This window comes from Candidatus Zixiibacteriota bacterium (assembly GCA_036480375.1).
Taxonomy (GTDB): domain Bacteria; phylum Zixibacteria; class MSB-5A5; order GN15; family JAAZOE01; genus JAZGGI01.
This window is the reverse complement of record JAZGGI010000050.1, coordinates 16,010-31,265: the sequence shown is the minus strand read 5'-3', so window position 1 is coordinate 31,265 and position 15,256 is coordinate 16,010. Positions and strand designations below refer to the sequence as shown.

Here is a 15,256-nt window from a genome sequence, read left to right as displayed (position 1 = left end):
ACCCTGCCCGCGGCCATCGCAAACTGATAAGGCACTGCCAATTCATAAGATATAAGATGTCGTCTGATAGTGATGAGGTAAAATATAGGTCGAAAATTGGGAAAAATGTGGGATTTTCACCATAGAAGATGATTTATGACCTATTGCCTTAAGAGCGGAAAAAGCATAAAAAAATCCTGCCGAGAAGACAGGATTTTTTAGATATATCTAAGCGTATTTAAACTTTATTAGAATTTGAAACCAATTGAGAAGCGGTGTACAGAATCAAATCTGCCGAAATCAGACCAGGCATAGTCGGCAACGAGCGTACTGTTTTTGCCTATTGGTGCATTGAGGCCGCCACCCAGGGTGAGACCCTGCTCGCTGTAATTGAATTTGTAACCTGCCCGCAGGAAATACTGATCCTGATAATTGTATTCACCTCCCAGCGAAGCCTGTTGTTCTAAATCGTTGGGGTGTTTTGCTTCGACGGTCATGGTGAGAATATTATCGGGATCGTTAATTAAATCGTAAGCCAAACCCAATCTGAATGTCAACGGGATGTCGTATGAATCTACCGCGACTTCACCGTTTCTGGAAGTAGGCGATTGAGTTTCAATCGGAGCTTTCAGATTTGGTCCGGAAAATTCCATATCGGGTCCCAGATTGGAGATGTTCATTCCAATCCGCAACGTTTTATATCCAGTATGAAGCTGAGTACCAAAGTCAAAGGCAATTCCACCGGCTGTCTCGGTATAAATTTTTTCATATATGTACTTGAATGAAGCTCCAAATGTCAGGCGAGTCGTTAAAAATCGAGCATAACCGATAGTGAGAGCAAAGCTGGAAGCGGAGAACATATCTCCTGTGCCATCGGGTTCATCAATAGTCGTAACATCCATATCTCCCATTGACAGTAATGCCGCTGATATACCCAGAGTTCCGAAGTCTTCAATCCGAGTTCCAAAAGCAATGTAATTGAGATTAATATCGGTCACCCAGTTGACATTGGTGAAGGTCAGGCTGCTACCCTCAATGTAAGCCAGACCCGCCGGATTCCAGTAAAGGCTATAAGCATCATTAACGATTGCTACGGATGCCTCACCTAATCCCTGATAACGGGAGCCGACTCCAATTTTTAGAAATTGCGCGCCGACCGATCCGACTTTGCTAAAATCATCGGCCTGACACGTGCCGCCCAGCAGAATTAAAAGGACAGCGATTTGTATGACTACCTTTTTCATATCTCTCTCCCAGGCGTTTTATTTGACAACGGCGAATTTTCCATTGAAATCGCCATATTGACTTTCCACATTATATAGATAAATTCCGGCGGCGATACTCCGTCCCGATTCGCTGAGCATATTCCAGTCTTCGGCTCCGGAACCGTCGGTGTGCTCCAAAGTGTTAATCAATTCCCCGGATAGAGTATATATTCGAATAGTACAGATATCAGGGAGACTAACAAATTGCATTTTTCGAGTGCCGCGCCCGGTTTCCCATTCGGCGTAGCCGATATAAGGGTTGGGCACGGTATGAATTTTATCGAGATTGGCGGTGACTTGACCAGTTTCGATCTTCAGTGATGAGAATGAGAACTCATCCTCAGCAGAAACAACAGGCACACTACGAATATAATAAACATCGCCGTTTGCAGGGACACTGTTCTCATTTAATTCAATCAACCATGTGAAATAATCAGGCAGAGCTTCAAGTTGAAGAGTTCCATTATCGTAAGGATAATCGGTTAAAATCATCCAGTCATAATCAACAGTCCACTCTCCGTCTTCCATGAAATCAAAGATCCATACATCAAGCTGAACGTCATTTGTAATATCCCAGACTTCAAAGGGCAAAGCAACCTGTACTTCAATTCCATACCAGGCATGCGATCCATAATCATAACCAAATGAGCCATTTGCGGTGAATCGAATTTCAATATCATATCGGAAATGCTCGAAGCAATTATCTTCGGGAAAAACTTTTTCTACAAAGTTCGGTAAAAAGGTTTCAACTCCGGCAGATGAGAATTCCGTTTGTGCCGCTATTTCCGGGATATAGTGTTCATCTATAGTGGGTGCAGATACGACTATTTGCATACCATCAACTATAGAGTAAGTATTTGGTAGTCCTGATGTTTGCGTTTGGTCAGCAAGGACGGTATCTCCGGTAGATGTATTGATTAAGTTCCAGGTTATATCCAGGCAATCCTCATTGATAGTAATTTGATAATCATCGCCTGTTATAGCTGATTCATCAATAACAAAGAGTGAGACTGCATCTTCATCATTTCGCCAATCGCCACTAAAGCTGTGTTCTAATGATGTTTGGGGAGATAAATATCCCAGGGCATCATCACGAGGAATTCCTCGAATGACATGTATCGCAGTTTCTGGTCTTTGAGATGTGTAGCCAACTTCCAGATTCGTACTGTCGTATGGAACAACAGCGTACCAATATTCCATGCCATTTGTTAAATTTGAATCTATATATGTATGTGAGATACGGCCAAGAACATCTCTCTCATACCTTGCCAGTGGAGTATAATCGGGATTTGTTATATCATCATCATACCCAGCTATAAATCCCCAGGTTTCGCCAAAATCGTTTGAGCGAAAAACTTTATAACCGCGAAAATCAGTTGAGCCCGTAGAAGGTTCAATTGAATTTTCGGCAATATCATCCCAAGAGATATTAATTTTATTGTCCAGGCTAATTCCACTCACATTTGAAGGATCCGGAGGCCGAGTAGCTATATAACTATTTGCATATAATGTTTTGGCATCATCGACGATAGTTTTTAATCTATCTTCACTGGAACCAACCACAAGAGCAAAATCAATTGTAATAGTTTCGCCAGCTGCCAAGTCCATACCTCGAATTGCCTGTACATAATATTGGTCGGTGGGCGGAAGAGATGTCGCAAAATCAGTGCCGTCAATCAATTCGAACCGTGCTCTATCCGACGTCGGTAAAAGTTCCCACTGTCCGGTGCTAAAGGAAGTCATTCCGACATCGCCCGGAGTAGAGAGAAACGTCGTTCCCATAAATCCGGTGCGGACTCCGGGACCCCATCCGGGATCATAGCCGTCTTCATCGTATGTCCACGCCAAATCCAGATTGGCATCGTGATTGACCAGATCGCCCAGTCGTCCGTTTTCGCCCGTATTGGGATCCGGTCCGCCAATATCGAAATCGCAATAAAGTCCGAAAGCGACATCATGATAATCTTCGGTGCTGGCGTTGGTGATTTCCAAAGTGATTATTATCATATCGCCGATATGCTTATAATTCCATTGCCTCACCGTTTGTGTTATTTCGAGACCCATAACGGGGGTGCCGGAGGAAGCATCATCGCCGTAACGGCAAATTGATTCCTGGACCGAGACGGGACCGCCGGGCTGGAAACTTGAAGAGAGGCTGCTGTAAACCTGATTGTAATCCCATTGCTGCGAAGTAATATCCCAGATTCTCCAACCATAGGCGGGAAAACCTATTCCCGCTCCGGTGGTATCGTTCCCATCATAGTTATATGTTGTGGTATCGTTAGATACCATTATTCGATAATCATTATTTCCCGAAGCGATGTTCAAAATCGGATTAAAATCATCGCTGGTATTGGCCAGGAGCGTGTCACCTGAGGCATTAATTCCGCCAACCCAAAACACCATCTCAGCCAGATAATCGTGAGTGCTGTTAGCGGGCCATCTTCCCGAGGGCACTCCGGAATAATAGTAATCACCCATAAAACCGAAATTTACAATAGCCAGTCCGATATTCCCCTGATTATGGATGATTTGATCCGTGACGCTGGGCAATGGCCATTGGGGGGATTGCTGAGCCGGATGAGCGGAAACAGCGAAAACGCTCATAAGTAGCAAAGCAAAAAAGCCGATTATTTTAACGTCAATTCTCATTTTTATCCTCGTTAGTTTCATCCATTAAAAATTAATCTCCAAGCCAAACCGTAATTGTCTCGGCGGCTCGTAGTTCTGGGGATCTCTTTCCAAAAGGCTATGATAAAGCACTTCCTCCTCATAAGTCGCACTCAATACATTCAGAACTTCATAACCATCGTCATCCGGTTTTCCAGTTGAAGTATAAACTCGTCGAACGTTTTTTCTGTTGAACATATTGACGACTTCGACATACAGGGTCAAATAGCTGTCATTGTTGTCGGTCAGAAAGAAATCTTTATTAAAACGGGAATCAAATCTGATGGTTGAGGAAAGTCTTTCATCGTTGAGTGATCCAACCGGTCGCCCGTTTTTATCGGTTCTTGTATAAGCCAATCCTGACCCATAACGCGCCAGCAGATTAATTCCCCAGGCGGACGGCAATTCTTTACCCAATACTCGCAGTTTTTCAAATCTGGGAACTCGGAAATCGATAACAGCCGACAGACTGTGTCGTTGATCATACGCCAGCGGATATTCGCGAGTTGGAATTTCGAGTCTATCATCCACATTGGGGATTGTGTAATAATTGTAATACCAATCATTAGGATCGGAAGCGTTACCACGGGCGATCATGTAGGAGTAATTTAGAGACCAATTAAATAATTTCTGATTGGTTGTCTCCAAAATTAGATCAACCCCTTTAGTTGAGCCGTAATCGGAATTGGTATAGACGGTATAATTATTTATGCCGTCAACGACTTCCCGCGCGCCGACCATATTGCTAATATCTTTATAGTAAGTTGTCACCTGCATTCTGATGTTTTCATTTAATAATTGAGCCAAGCCCAGTTCGTAATAAATACTTTTTTCAGCCTTTAAATCGGGATTACCGAAAAGCGGAAATCCGCTATCCAGTTCGCCTTTCAGGTTGGTGTACATTATCACGCCCTGAGGAGGCTGGAACAGGTAGCCGTAATTGAAATGGAGAACCGAATTTTCGCTGACCGGATGTGAAATACCCAGTCGTGGTGAGACTTGATATTTGGCTTTTGCGTTCTTCTTGAAATCGTGTTCAATCGGGTCGTTCCAGTATTTTGCATCGGAATTAAGATAATCAAACCTCATGCCAATGTTAACAATCAAGTCATTAAGTTCGATTTTATCCTGAAGGTAGGCGGCTCCGATCCAGGGAAATGCGGTATATGTTTCGCCGTAAGGCATGGCATTGAAAAACTGGCGACTATCCCAATGGAGTTCATAATGACGCAAATCCCAGCCGAATTTCAATTGATGGAATTTATCAAGTTGCGACAGCAACGAGAAACTGGCACCCGAATAGGCTGACCAGCGTTCCTTGTAAACCGGGAAAAAATCGTCGCCGGTGGTGTAACCCCAGTAATAGTATTCCGGAGAACGAACGTAGTTTGAATCCTGAATAGTGCCGTTATAATCTCCGTTTTCATCTTCGCGGTATCCCGGCCAATCTTTCCAGTATAGATCAAAGAGATGTTCAGGAGCCAGTTTGCGTTCAGTCCGGAATTTATTGGCTTTGAATGAGTACACCGTATTGCTTGATTTGTTATAGTCAAATTTAATCCCGAACAGATATGATTTATCCTCGTATTTACCGGAACCGTCGAGATTGAAATCATAGGACATGAGATTGTTATCTCGGTGATCGTACCTTTGTTCATTTGAAGTATAATAGGCGCCATTAAAAGTCAATTTTGTTTTGTCGGTTGGATAAGCGACGATTTTGCCAACGCCGGAATATGATTTGTATCGATTATGAGGCAGATATCCGTCGTCGCGTTCATATTCCAGGGCTGTAAAAAATGTCGCGGTGCGCCCGCCAAAGTTGCCAATAGGTCCTGATAAATCAAGGGAGATGCTGTGATTGTTTATTCGTTCCAAACCACTGAAATCACCCGTATAAACATCGTATCGGTGTGAAGCTCCGTCAAAGATTTTTAGGCGCCCTCGAAATTCATCAGTCCCTTCACGAGTAATGGCATTAACCACACCCGCCAGGGCTTCCCCGTATTCGGGGGCCAGGCCGCCTGAAGTCAAGGAAAGTTCTTCCAGGGCATCGGGGACTATTCTCATTCCCATTGTAGAGTAAAAAGGATCCTGAATCGAGAATCCGTCAAAGAAATACGATAGGGTTCCCCAGCGTCCTCCTCGAACATGAATTGCGTTGTCGCCGCCGACAACCGCCCCACTCATATTTGAGATGATACTGCTGACGTTTCTGGCGTCGGCCAGAACCATGATATCATCGCGAGTGACAATCGCCCCGGATGAAGTTTTATCGCGCTGTATTAGTGGACGTTTGGCATAAACAGTCACTGACTTATTTAAATCAACCGGACTGATATTCAGATTAATTTCAACCGGCGTAGTCAGATCCATTAGAACTCTGACTTGCTGGACAATCGCGGATTCATAGCCGAGTATCGAAATATCCAACGTATAAACACCAACCGGCAGATTGATGATATAAAACTCCCCATCCGGGTCAGTCATTGTCGCTATCCGAGTTCCCTGAACTCGGATAGTAGCCCCTTTTAATTCTTCCCCCGTTTCTGCATTAGCAACTATTCCGGCAATCTTCCCTGTAGTGCTCCCCAATGCGTTAGAGACGCATAGCAGGATAAGAAAACTTAACAGGATGATTAGCCTGGCCGCTTTGTTTAACGCCAACAAGCCCGACTCCTTCGTTTTGCATGAATACTTCGAAAGGAAGTATTCATAATTGGACATTTTTCAGTACGCTTTTAGATATATATGTCTTAATAAGGTATCGGAAATCCTGTTCTTTCCTTTAGAGAAAGCTCTTAGACATTTTTTTATTTTCGATCTAATCGGTCCTCTTTATAAATATATTTTTAATTATATTTATTCGTATAATCGGATTATTTAATCCGGGCTTGCTCCGGTTAAGATTTTTAGAAGGCGTCCGATACTGGAAATAGTATGGTGCAGCCGGTATCACATCTGTATGCCATTAGATTCATCCGGCAGGAACACAATAGATTAGCATCTTGACGAAAAAAATAATAGGCGGATATGCATTTAATTGTCCGGGGAATAAAGCAATTTACCGTTGGACCGGCAGCTCTTTTTGTAATATTGATTCTTTTTTTGCCGGGGATTTACACAGATTCGATCTCTGCATCCAAGGCAAAAAAAATCGCCATTATCTGCATTGACGATGATCCTTCCACTCAAAGAACTATTAGAGGGTTAAAAAAACCTCTGGACCGTTCAGACTTTGAAATCTTATATAAAAACGCTATTCTTACTGGAGAACAATCCGCAGATGCGACATTAATGAATGAAATCAGTTCGTTTGATCCGGATCTATTAATTACCATCGGATCATTCGCGACTTTGATGACATCGAGATTTTTTCCCAATAAGCCCATTATATTCGCAACAGTTATGAATCCCGCGGCCTCGGGATTCATCTCATCTATGAATCGCCCTGGAGGGAATATAAGCGGCGCCGCTCTGGATGTTCCGCCCGATATACAATTCAAGTATTTCCAAAAAGTTGTCGGACGGATTAAAACGATGGGAGTTATTTACTCGGATGAAACCGAGAACTTGATACGTCCGGCACAGATTGCGGCCAAGCAACTGGGGATTGAGTTAGTGGCTTTAAGAATAGAATCAGAGCGGGAGATACCCAGAACTTTAGATTCATTGTGCGCTGTTGTTGATGCCTTTTGGACAGTTGCCGATCAAAAAATATTTACGCAACAATCTACACAGCATATTATTCTCCAGACGTTGCGTCATAGAATTCCGCTAATGGGATTTTCTCGGGCACTGGTTGAGGCGGGTGGTCTGTTTACATTAGATTTCGATTTTAAGGATATTGGGCGTCAAACGGGTGAAACAGCGGTTAAGGTATTGGAGGGAAAACATCCTTCAAAAATTCCGGTTTCAACACCGGGCGCAGGCGTAATATATTTCAAGTATAACGAAAAAACCGCCAAGTTAATCAGTCTTCAGATTCCTGAAGAATTGCTGGCGATTGCCAAGGAGGTCATAAAATGAGTCTCCTGGGCAAATTCAAAAACCTCACGCTGCGGTTGAAATTTATCCTGACTATTTCGCTTCTGATTATCGCCAGCGGATTTTCGGTATCTTATTATTTAATTTCGACTCAGATTCAATCGGCCGAAGAGGGATTGATCGATAAGGGTTCAGCCCTTATTGCTGTTCTGGCCGCTAACTGTGAATATGGTACATTTATTGAAAATGAAATGGTTCTAATGGAGCTTATAGACGCTACCGTCCAGGAACAGGATATTACCTATATTGTCGTGCAAAATCTAAACGGCGACATATTAGCCCAGAAATCAAAAATGGATATCGAGATACCTGCCGATCTTCCCATTATAATTCAAGAAGATTCAATGGCGGTCAGGAAATTATTTCATGAGAGCGGTGAAGATTATTATTACGAATTATGTCATCCGGTAGTAACAACTCGCAGCATTGTTTCGCGCGAAACCCTGGGTACTATTGGCAAATCCCGGGGTCATGTAATTACCGAGGTAATCGGTAATGTTCGTCTGGGAGTATCCGTTTCTAATACAATGGCCGAGGCGGACAATCATGTGCGCGGCGCAATCATAATTATTCTTCTGGTAATTTCGGCGACGATACTTCTTACGTTTGGGTTTGTTAATTTAATTACTAAACCGATCGAACAGTTAGCTGCGGCTGCGGAAAAAATCGCCCAGGGTGATTTATCGCTCAGGACGGAAATCAAGCGGTTTGATGAGATCGGTCAATTGGCGATCTCATTTGATGTTATGGTCGAGTCGCTAAAAGAATCCCGACAGGAAATTGAAGAATATAACCGCACTTTGGAAGAAAAAATAATAGAAAGAACGCGTGAACTGGAAGAGGCTCAATCTCATCTCATCCAAACCGAAAAAATGGCCGCCGTTGGTCAGCTTTCGGCCGGCGTGGCGCACGAATTAAATAATCCTCTGGGGGGAATTCTGGGTTACAGTCAATATACTTTGGAAAAAATGAATCGTAAGCCTTTTTCTGAGGTTACCGAAAAGGATTTTAATTCGTATAAGAAACACTTACGAGATATTGAAACCCAGACCAGGCGCTGTAAAACAATCGTTCAGAATCTACTGAAGTTTTCACGGTCAGCCTCAAAATTCGAAAAATCCGAGGCTGATATTAATAATACTTTGTTAGAGACTATCACCCTTATTGAGCATCAACTTTCGATGCATAAAATAAATCTGGTAACCGACCTGCCTGACAATATTCCTACTGTCATGGGTAATACCGGAATGCTTCAGCAGGTATTTACAAATATTATCATTAACGCCCTCCATGCTATGGAAAATGGAGGTAACCTTTTGATTACTACTCGTCACTCACCCAGCCTGGGAGAGTTTTCAGGAGCGGTAGAAATAAGTTTTGCCGATGATGGAGTCGGTATCCCGGCCGAAATACAGAAAAACATATTTGAGCCGTTCTTCACGACAAAGTCCATCGGACAGGGAACCGGCTTAGGTTTATCGGTAAGTTATGGAATAATTCGCGAGCACGGCGGAGAGATAAAAGTTGATTCGATTGAAGATTGCGGGACAACATTCACCATAATTCTACCGCTTGAGAAAAAACCGCCGATACCCGATAAAAATAATAGCGACTTGAAAAAAGACGTTAAAGAAAGCTAACTCCAATGAATAATGCGGCTCGAATTCTTGTCGTAGACGATGAAGCCATAATTCGTGATTTTGTCGCTGAAGTGCTTGAGGATTATAATATTGATCAGGCTTTCGATGGACAGGACGCAATTGATAAAATACCTTCTATCAATCCTGATCTAATTATAACCGACATCAAAATGCCCAACAAGGGTGGTGAGGAAGTCATAAGGTTCGCGAAGGAGTATAATACAGATTTGCCGGTAATAGTAATAACGGGATATACATCATTGAATATCGCCAATGAATGTGTTCGATTGGGGGCCATTGGCTTTTTGTCAAAACCCTTTACTATCGTCCAATTACGTGACGAAGTGAGAAGGTGTCTCGAAGGTTGATTATGGGTCGGCAAAAAGAAAATTCATCGGGTACTAACGACTTGAGAATTCTTGTTATCGATGATTCGCCGATAATGAGAAATCTTCTTTTAGATATTTTATCCGATGACGGATACCGGGTTGATACAGCGGAAAACGGAGAGATCGGTTTGAATCAAGCCGTCGATCAGGATTACGACCTAATTATTTCTGACGTGCATATGCCTCGCAAAAATGGATTGGAAGTGGTTCGGGAACTCATGGTTATCAAGCCTCATTCAAAGGTTGTCCTGACCGACAGTTTTCCCGATAAATTAGCCGCCAGCGCAACCGTGGAAGGAGCTTTGTGTTGTCTGCAAAAGCCGTTCGATCTGGATGAGTTAAGGCAGGTAATTTCCCAAATTTGCCCAGGAGGAAAGGTTCCAATTGAGTGATTATGCCAATATAATCGCCAGCGTACTCGTTGTCGACGACGAACACATTGTCCTCAGTCTCGTCGAGGATACTTTGACCGATGAAGGCTACGAAATAACGACAACTCTCAGGCCGTCTGAAGCAATTAAGCTGACGAAAAATCAGCAATTTGACTTTTTGCTTACCGATATCCGTATGCCGGAAATGAACGGAATTGAATTGGCTCGTGAGATTCGACTTATTAATCCTACCGTGGGCGTCATTTTCATGACTGGTTACGCGAATCTTGATACCGCGAAGCAGGCTATTAAGGAAGGCGCCTATGATTATATAATGAAGCCTTTTGAATTATCTGAGATTCGTCAGGCGATGTCTCGGGCAGTCGGGAAAAAGAAATCTGACGCTTCGGCGGCATTATCCAAAGAGCTAAATAAGATCGCTGATTTATCCAGGCAAATGTACACCTCCGGTGATTTGGCATCATTGCTTGGTCTATCACTGTCATTCGCGATGGTGCAAAGCAAAGCTATAGCCGGAATGGCAATCTATATTAATAGCAAACGCAACCAAATCACGGTTATGCCCCAGGAAGGCAATCAGGTTGGCGTCACCGAAGCGGTCGATTTCGAGTGTTCCGATGAAGATATCAAGACTATTCAACAATTTACTGAGCCTCTTCACCTCAATTCGTCGGAGAATTATCCCTTACGAGACACGAAAATATTCCAAAACAATCAAGATATTTTCTTACCTCAAAAATATTTTGCAACCGGCGGAGCGACTTTGGTCCCCTTATACCGCGGTGGGAAAATCCTGGGATATCTTACTTTATTTAATCACGGAACGGGAGAGAAAACCGAAGGCGCCGACACACAGCTGCTCAATTTTATCGCCAGCCAGCTAGCCATATCGCTTGAGAATTTTCAGCTGTTGGATGAGTCCCGGGAAGCTTATAAGCATCTTGAATATTTGCAGGATCAGACGATTCAAATGGAAAAAATGGCTACCCGCGGTCAAATGTCTGCCGAGATCGGTCATGAACTGAATAACTATCTCGGGGTCGTAATGGCCAATTTTCAACTAATGGATGTTCGTCTCCAAAAGGGCATTACTGAGGGAGTGGAAAGATTTACCGAGTCAATAAACGATCATCTTGACAAAATCAGTCAGTTCACCAAAAATCTCATGGATCATTCTTCCGGCAAATCGGCGGTCTTTAAGGTAACTGATATCATCCCTTTATTGAATAGAATTGTAGATTTCCTGCGCCCTCAGAAAAAATTCAGGGAATGTGATATAGAAATCAGCGCCGATTCTGATGTCCTCGAAGCCGAAATAGATGCGAGTCTTTTGGAACAGGTTCTTTATAATTTTCTTAATAACGCGGCCGATGCTTCGTCAGAATCAGAGATAAAAAGGATTGATATTACAGCGACTCAACCGAATGATGATTTAATCCAAATATCGATTAAGGACCATGGTTGCGGAATTCCCAAAGATCGGATTGATAAATTATTTAAGGAAAAATTCACGACAAAGGATTCGGGTCATGGAATCGGGTTGGTTGTGTGCAAGGGGATAATTGATAAGCATAAAGGTTCAATCAGGGTGGAGTCAATCCAGGGACAGGGTACTAATTTTATAATATCTTTACCTGTCAATCGGGAAATTACATACAAAGAAACTGCGACCGCAAAATAAATTATTATTACACATCATTCATACTGAATTTTGAAAATGCGCTCAATTCTTCCAGGGCTTGAGACAATTGTTCCATTTTATAAGGTTTGGCCAGGCAAACGCTGCCGGACTCGCAAACCAATCGATCCAATTGATCGTCCATCCGACCGCTGGAAAAAATGACTTTAATATCCGGGTCAATGGACTTTAGCCGTTCAAAAGTTTCAAAGCCGTTCATTTCCGGCATCTGCAAATCGATTATAGCAATATCTATATCCAGAGTATATTGCTTATAAATTTCAATTGCTTGTTTACCATTCTCGGAGAAAATGGCGTTGTACCCTAATCTGCGTAAAAGCGATGATAACATTAATCTGATTACTTGTTCGTCATCAACAACTAAGATTTTTTTTGTATTCATAAAGCCCCCCACTTAAAATTATTGTCGGAAATTATTCAATAATATTAATTGCCAGTTAAGGTATTTTTCGATTTTAATAAAAATGTGATTAAACTTCATTCAATTTATAATTGCATCTCAGGCGAAAAGATATTAAACTTTTGTCGGTTATTATGAATAATCCTGACCCAAAAAATGAGAAGAGAGCGGTCGCGTTATATTCAATTCTGGCCGCTGTTGTAATGATTGTCGGCAAATCGACGGTTGGCCTAATGACGGGTTCGTTGGCAATTCTAACCGATGCGTTGCATTCCCTTCTTGATATGGGGGCATCGATAATTACCTATTTTGCGGTGCGGATTTCTGACCGGCCGGCCGATCAACATCATCATTTTGGGCACGGCAAAGTGGAATCATTAGCTGCGCTGGCTCAGGTAATTATATTGCTTCTGACCTGCATCTGGATAATATATGAGGCGATCGGGCGATTGACTTCGGGTGAATCAGTCATCGATATGACTCCCTGGGCTTATATTGTAATTGTTGCGGCGATTATAATTGATATAACTCGAGTCCGGGCTTTAAGGCGGACGGCAAAAAAGTACAAAAGCCAGGCCCTGGAAGCCGACGCTTTGAATTTTTCGACCGATATTTATTCTTCGCTGGTGGTTTTGTTTGGATTGGCCGCTGTATCAATGGGTTGGCCAATGGCTGACGCTGTCGCAGCCATTGGCGTAGCAATATTTATTTTAACGGCTATTTATCGTTTGGGAAAACAATCCATAGACGTATTGCTGGATCGGGCCCCCCTGGATACGGAAGGGATAATAATCGATATCGTTACATCTGAGCCGGAAGTCATTGGGGTTGATTCTATTCGATTGAGAAGCGACGGCCGGACGACGTTCGCTGAATTGATTCTGGATGTTGACCGCTCTTTGAGTTTTGCTCGAGCCAGCGAATTGAAAAGCTGGTTAAATGAAAAAGTACGGCTGGCCATGAAAGATGTCGACGTCACCTGTTCATTTCGGCCGGTCTCCCCTGAATCGGAAGAGATAACATCGGCTATCCGGTTTGTGGTATCATCATTTGGACTTTCGACGCATCATGTCATTATAGGCGAAGAAGACGGCGGTCATTTTGTATCGATGCATATCGAAATGCCCGGCGATAAGACTCTTGATGACGCTCACAATTTGACTGGCGAAATAACTAAAAAGCTCCATGAAACCGTCAAGGGCTTGAAAAAAATCGTTATACACACTCAGCCTTATAAATCGGAAACATCTTTGGCCGGAGGTGCCCCTCCCGATATTGACTGGGTTGCGGAAAGAGTCAAATCCATTGTGGAATCGTTTCACGATGTCGAAGATTGTCACAATATTGTTTTAACACCCCATAAAGACGGTCTGGCGCTCTCGGCCGATATGCGTCTTGATGGGAAGATGACTCTGGCGAGAACCGATTCGGTTTCCATTCGGGTTCAGGAAAAATTGCATGAGGAGATGCCTGAACTGAAATCGATTACCCTTCATTTAGAACCGTTCAAAAATTAAAATATAATCCGCTTTTTTTGGAATTCTCGATCCTGTACTTGACAATCCGGTATATATTATTTTTTTTCTTTGAAAACAGAAACGGGACTGTTTTCGGGGACTGAGAGGCAGTAAATAATTTATTGACCTCTATCTATAGAGGTAAAGCGGGAGGTAATATTGAAACGATTAATTGTTCTTGCGATTCTGGGGCTAATTCTTTCTTCAACGGCTACTTCAGGAATTTTGGGTGATTACTTGAAGGTCAAAGCATCTCTGGAGAGCCGCAAAACATCGGGATCAACATTATTGCATCTTACGTTTACTGAGAGATTTTCATATTTTTATTATAATGATTTAACACAATTCGATAGTGAGATAGAATGTCCGCTTGATACATATATGGGGGGAGGTAATCTTTCATTAATAGGTAAACTTAAAGGTGATTTGAATTGGTCTTTGAATCTAAGTTATTTTACTAATCTTCAGGATCCAGACACGCCAACCACGGATTCTGATTGGCAAAAATCTTTAACATATGATTTCGATGAAATGACCGTTTATTCTGAATCAGATGTTACATTAAGAGCTACAGATATTGATATTAATGTTGAATTTGATTTTGCCAATAAGCCAAAATTCTCTATTAGTGGTGCTTTAGGATATATGTATCAGAAATTCGAATTTGAGGCAATTGGTTTGGATGGCTGGTTTCTTATATACGAAAATGATCAATTTGATAGTCTGAATTTTCAATCCCATGAAGATACTCTGGTCGGGATAAACCAATATACCTATCATATTCCATATATCGCTTTAAAAAGTCAGATCCGGGCATTGAATCCTGTGAGCTTAAATGCCAATATTGGTTTTTCACCATTAACATTTGGCAGAGATTTTGATGATCATGTTTTACGAAATAAAGAAGGCAGAGGAACATGCAGCGGGGCGACATTAATATTATCGGGAGATATCGAATGGCCATTCAAAAAATCCGCAAACGGGTCAAGTATATCACTCAGTCTTGGGTATCGATACTTGAGCATTAGTACTGCAGGCGAACAAAGGCAGGAATGGTATGGTGATGATCCAGCGAGTCCCAATTATGATGACACAGGGGATTTCTATCGCGGTCTTGATTATGATCTAAAAAGTACTCAGAAGTCGATAACGTTTTCAATTACCGGGACGTTTTAGAAATTAAAAATGGCGGAGATTCAATCCGCCATTTTATTTTCGAAATTTATTATTTATTGGAATTTCAGATTGCAGATCCCTA

Annotated in this window: 11 protein-coding genes; 7 read left to right on the top strand and 4 right to left on the bottom strand. The window is 42.4% G+C overall.

All coding sequences use genetic code 11. The features are described from left to right. Nucleotides 1-227: 227 nt before the first annotated feature. The 3 genes from V3V99_14885 to V3V99_14875 are packed head-to-tail and all read right to left on the bottom strand — an operon-like array spanning nt 228 to nt 6,584. Nucleotides 228-1,223 carry a PorV/PorQ family protein gene (locus V3V99_14885; GenBank protein MEE9443947.1) on the bottom strand — a complete coding sequence of 332 codons (996 nt, stop codon included), beginning with the start codon at nt 1,221-1,223 and terminating at the stop codon, nt 228-230. An 18-nt stretch (nt 1,224-1,241) separates the two neighbouring features. Next, a complete protein-coding gene (locus V3V99_14880) occupies nt 1,242-3,896 on the bottom strand; it encodes a hypothetical protein (GenBank protein ID MEE9443946.1) in 2,655 nt (884 codons plus the stop codon). Nucleotides 3,897-3,920: 24 nt separating this feature from the next. Then, a complete protein-coding gene (locus tag V3V99_14875; GenBank protein MEE9443945.1) occupies nt 3,921-6,584 on the bottom strand; it encodes a TonB-dependent receptor in 2,664 nt (887 codons plus the stop codon). Nucleotides 6,585-6,947: 363 nt separating this feature from the next. Between V3V99_14875 and V3V99_14870 the strand changes: the two genes are divergently transcribed. From V3V99_14870 to V3V99_14850, 5 genes are read left to right on the top strand one after another with little or no spacing between them, the layout of a single operon-like run. Further along, complete coding sequence (locus tag V3V99_14870) at nt 6,948-7,943, top strand: ABC transporter substrate-binding protein (protein MEE9443944.1); 996 nt, start codon at nt 6,948-6,950, stop codon at nt 7,941-7,943. Then, nucleotides 7,940-9,601 carry an ATP-binding protein gene (locus V3V99_14865; protein ID MEE9443943.1) on the top strand — a complete coding sequence of 554 codons (1,662 nt, stop codon included), beginning with the start codon at nt 7,940-7,942 and terminating at the stop codon, nt 9,599-9,601. The genes V3V99_14870 and V3V99_14865 overlap by 4 nt, the downstream gene beginning before the upstream one ends. A gap of 5 nt (nt 9,602-9,606) precedes the next feature. Next, nucleotides 9,607-9,969, top strand: coding sequence for a response regulator (locus tag V3V99_14860; GenBank protein MEE9443942.1), 363 nt, complete (start codon nt 9,607-9,609; stop codon nt 9,967-9,969). A gap of 2 nt (nt 9,970-9,971) precedes the next feature. Next, nucleotides 9,972-10,382, top strand: a complete 411-nt coding sequence (locus V3V99_14855; protein ID MEE9443941.1) for a response regulator — start codon at nt 9,972-9,974, stop codon at nt 10,380-10,382. Next, complete coding sequence (locus V3V99_14850; protein MEE9443940.1) at nt 10,375-12,063, top strand: response regulator; 1,689 nt, start codon at nt 10,375-10,377, stop codon at nt 12,061-12,063. The genes V3V99_14855 and V3V99_14850 overlap by 8 nt, the downstream gene beginning before the upstream one ends. Nucleotides 12,064-12,070: 7 nt before the next feature. Here the strand turns inward: V3V99_14850 and V3V99_14845 are convergent, their stop codons facing one another. Then, nucleotides 12,071-12,463 carry a response regulator gene (locus V3V99_14845; protein ID MEE9443939.1) on the bottom strand — a complete coding sequence of 131 codons (393 nt, stop codon included), beginning with the start codon at nt 12,461-12,463 and terminating at the stop codon, nt 12,071-12,073. A gap of 152 nt (nt 12,464-12,615) precedes the next feature. Here V3V99_14845 and V3V99_14840 point away from each other — a divergent pair, with 152 nt between their 5' ends. Together V3V99_14840 and V3V99_14835 are read left to right on the top strand one after the other, a co-directional pair. Beyond that, nucleotides 12,616-13,998 carry a cation diffusion facilitator family transporter gene (locus tag V3V99_14840; protein MEE9443938.1) on the top strand — a complete coding sequence of 461 codons (1,383 nt, stop codon included), beginning with the start codon at nt 12,616-12,618 and terminating at the stop codon, nt 13,996-13,998. Nucleotides 13,999-14,157: 159 nt separating this feature from the next. After that, nucleotides 14,158-15,174: an omptin family outer membrane protease gene (locus tag V3V99_14835; protein ID MEE9443937.1), complete on the top strand. Its 1,017-nt coding sequence runs from the start codon at nt 14,158-14,160 to the stop codon at nt 15,172-15,174. Nucleotides 15,175-15,256: the final 82 nt, after the last annotated feature.

What these genes read in the sequence shown, in the direction of transcription:
- V3V99_14845 (MEE9443939.1), bottom strand. Translation starts at nt 12,463, where the DNA reads ATGAATACAAAAAAAATCTTAGTTGTTGATGACGAACAAGTAATCAGA.
- V3V99_14870 (MEE9443944.1), top strand. Translation starts at nt 6,948, where the DNA reads ATGCATTTAATTGTCCGGGGAATAAAGCAATTTACCGTTGGACCGGCA.
- V3V99_14880 (MEE9443946.1), bottom strand. Translation starts at nt 3,896, where the DNA reads ATGAGAATTGACGTTAAAATAATCGGCTTTTTTGCTTTGCTACTTATG.
- V3V99_14860 (MEE9443942.1), top strand. Translation starts at nt 9,607, where the DNA reads ATGAATAATGCGGCTCGAATTCTTGTCGTAGACGATGAAGCCATAATT.
- V3V99_14840 (MEE9443938.1), top strand. Translation starts at nt 12,616, where the DNA reads ATGAATAATCCTGACCCAAAAAATGAGAAGAGAGCGGTCGCGTTATAT.
- V3V99_14865 (MEE9443943.1), top strand. Translation starts at nt 7,940, where the DNA reads ATGAGTCTCCTGGGCAAATTCAAAAACCTCACGCTGCGGTTGAAATTT.
- V3V99_14855 (MEE9443941.1), top strand. Translation starts at nt 9,972, where the DNA reads ATGGGTCGGCAAAAAGAAAATTCATCGGGTACTAACGACTTGAGAATT.
- V3V99_14885 (MEE9443947.1), bottom strand. Translation starts at nt 1,223, where the DNA reads ATGAAAAAGGTAGTCATACAAATCGCTGTCCTTTTAATTCTGCTGGGC.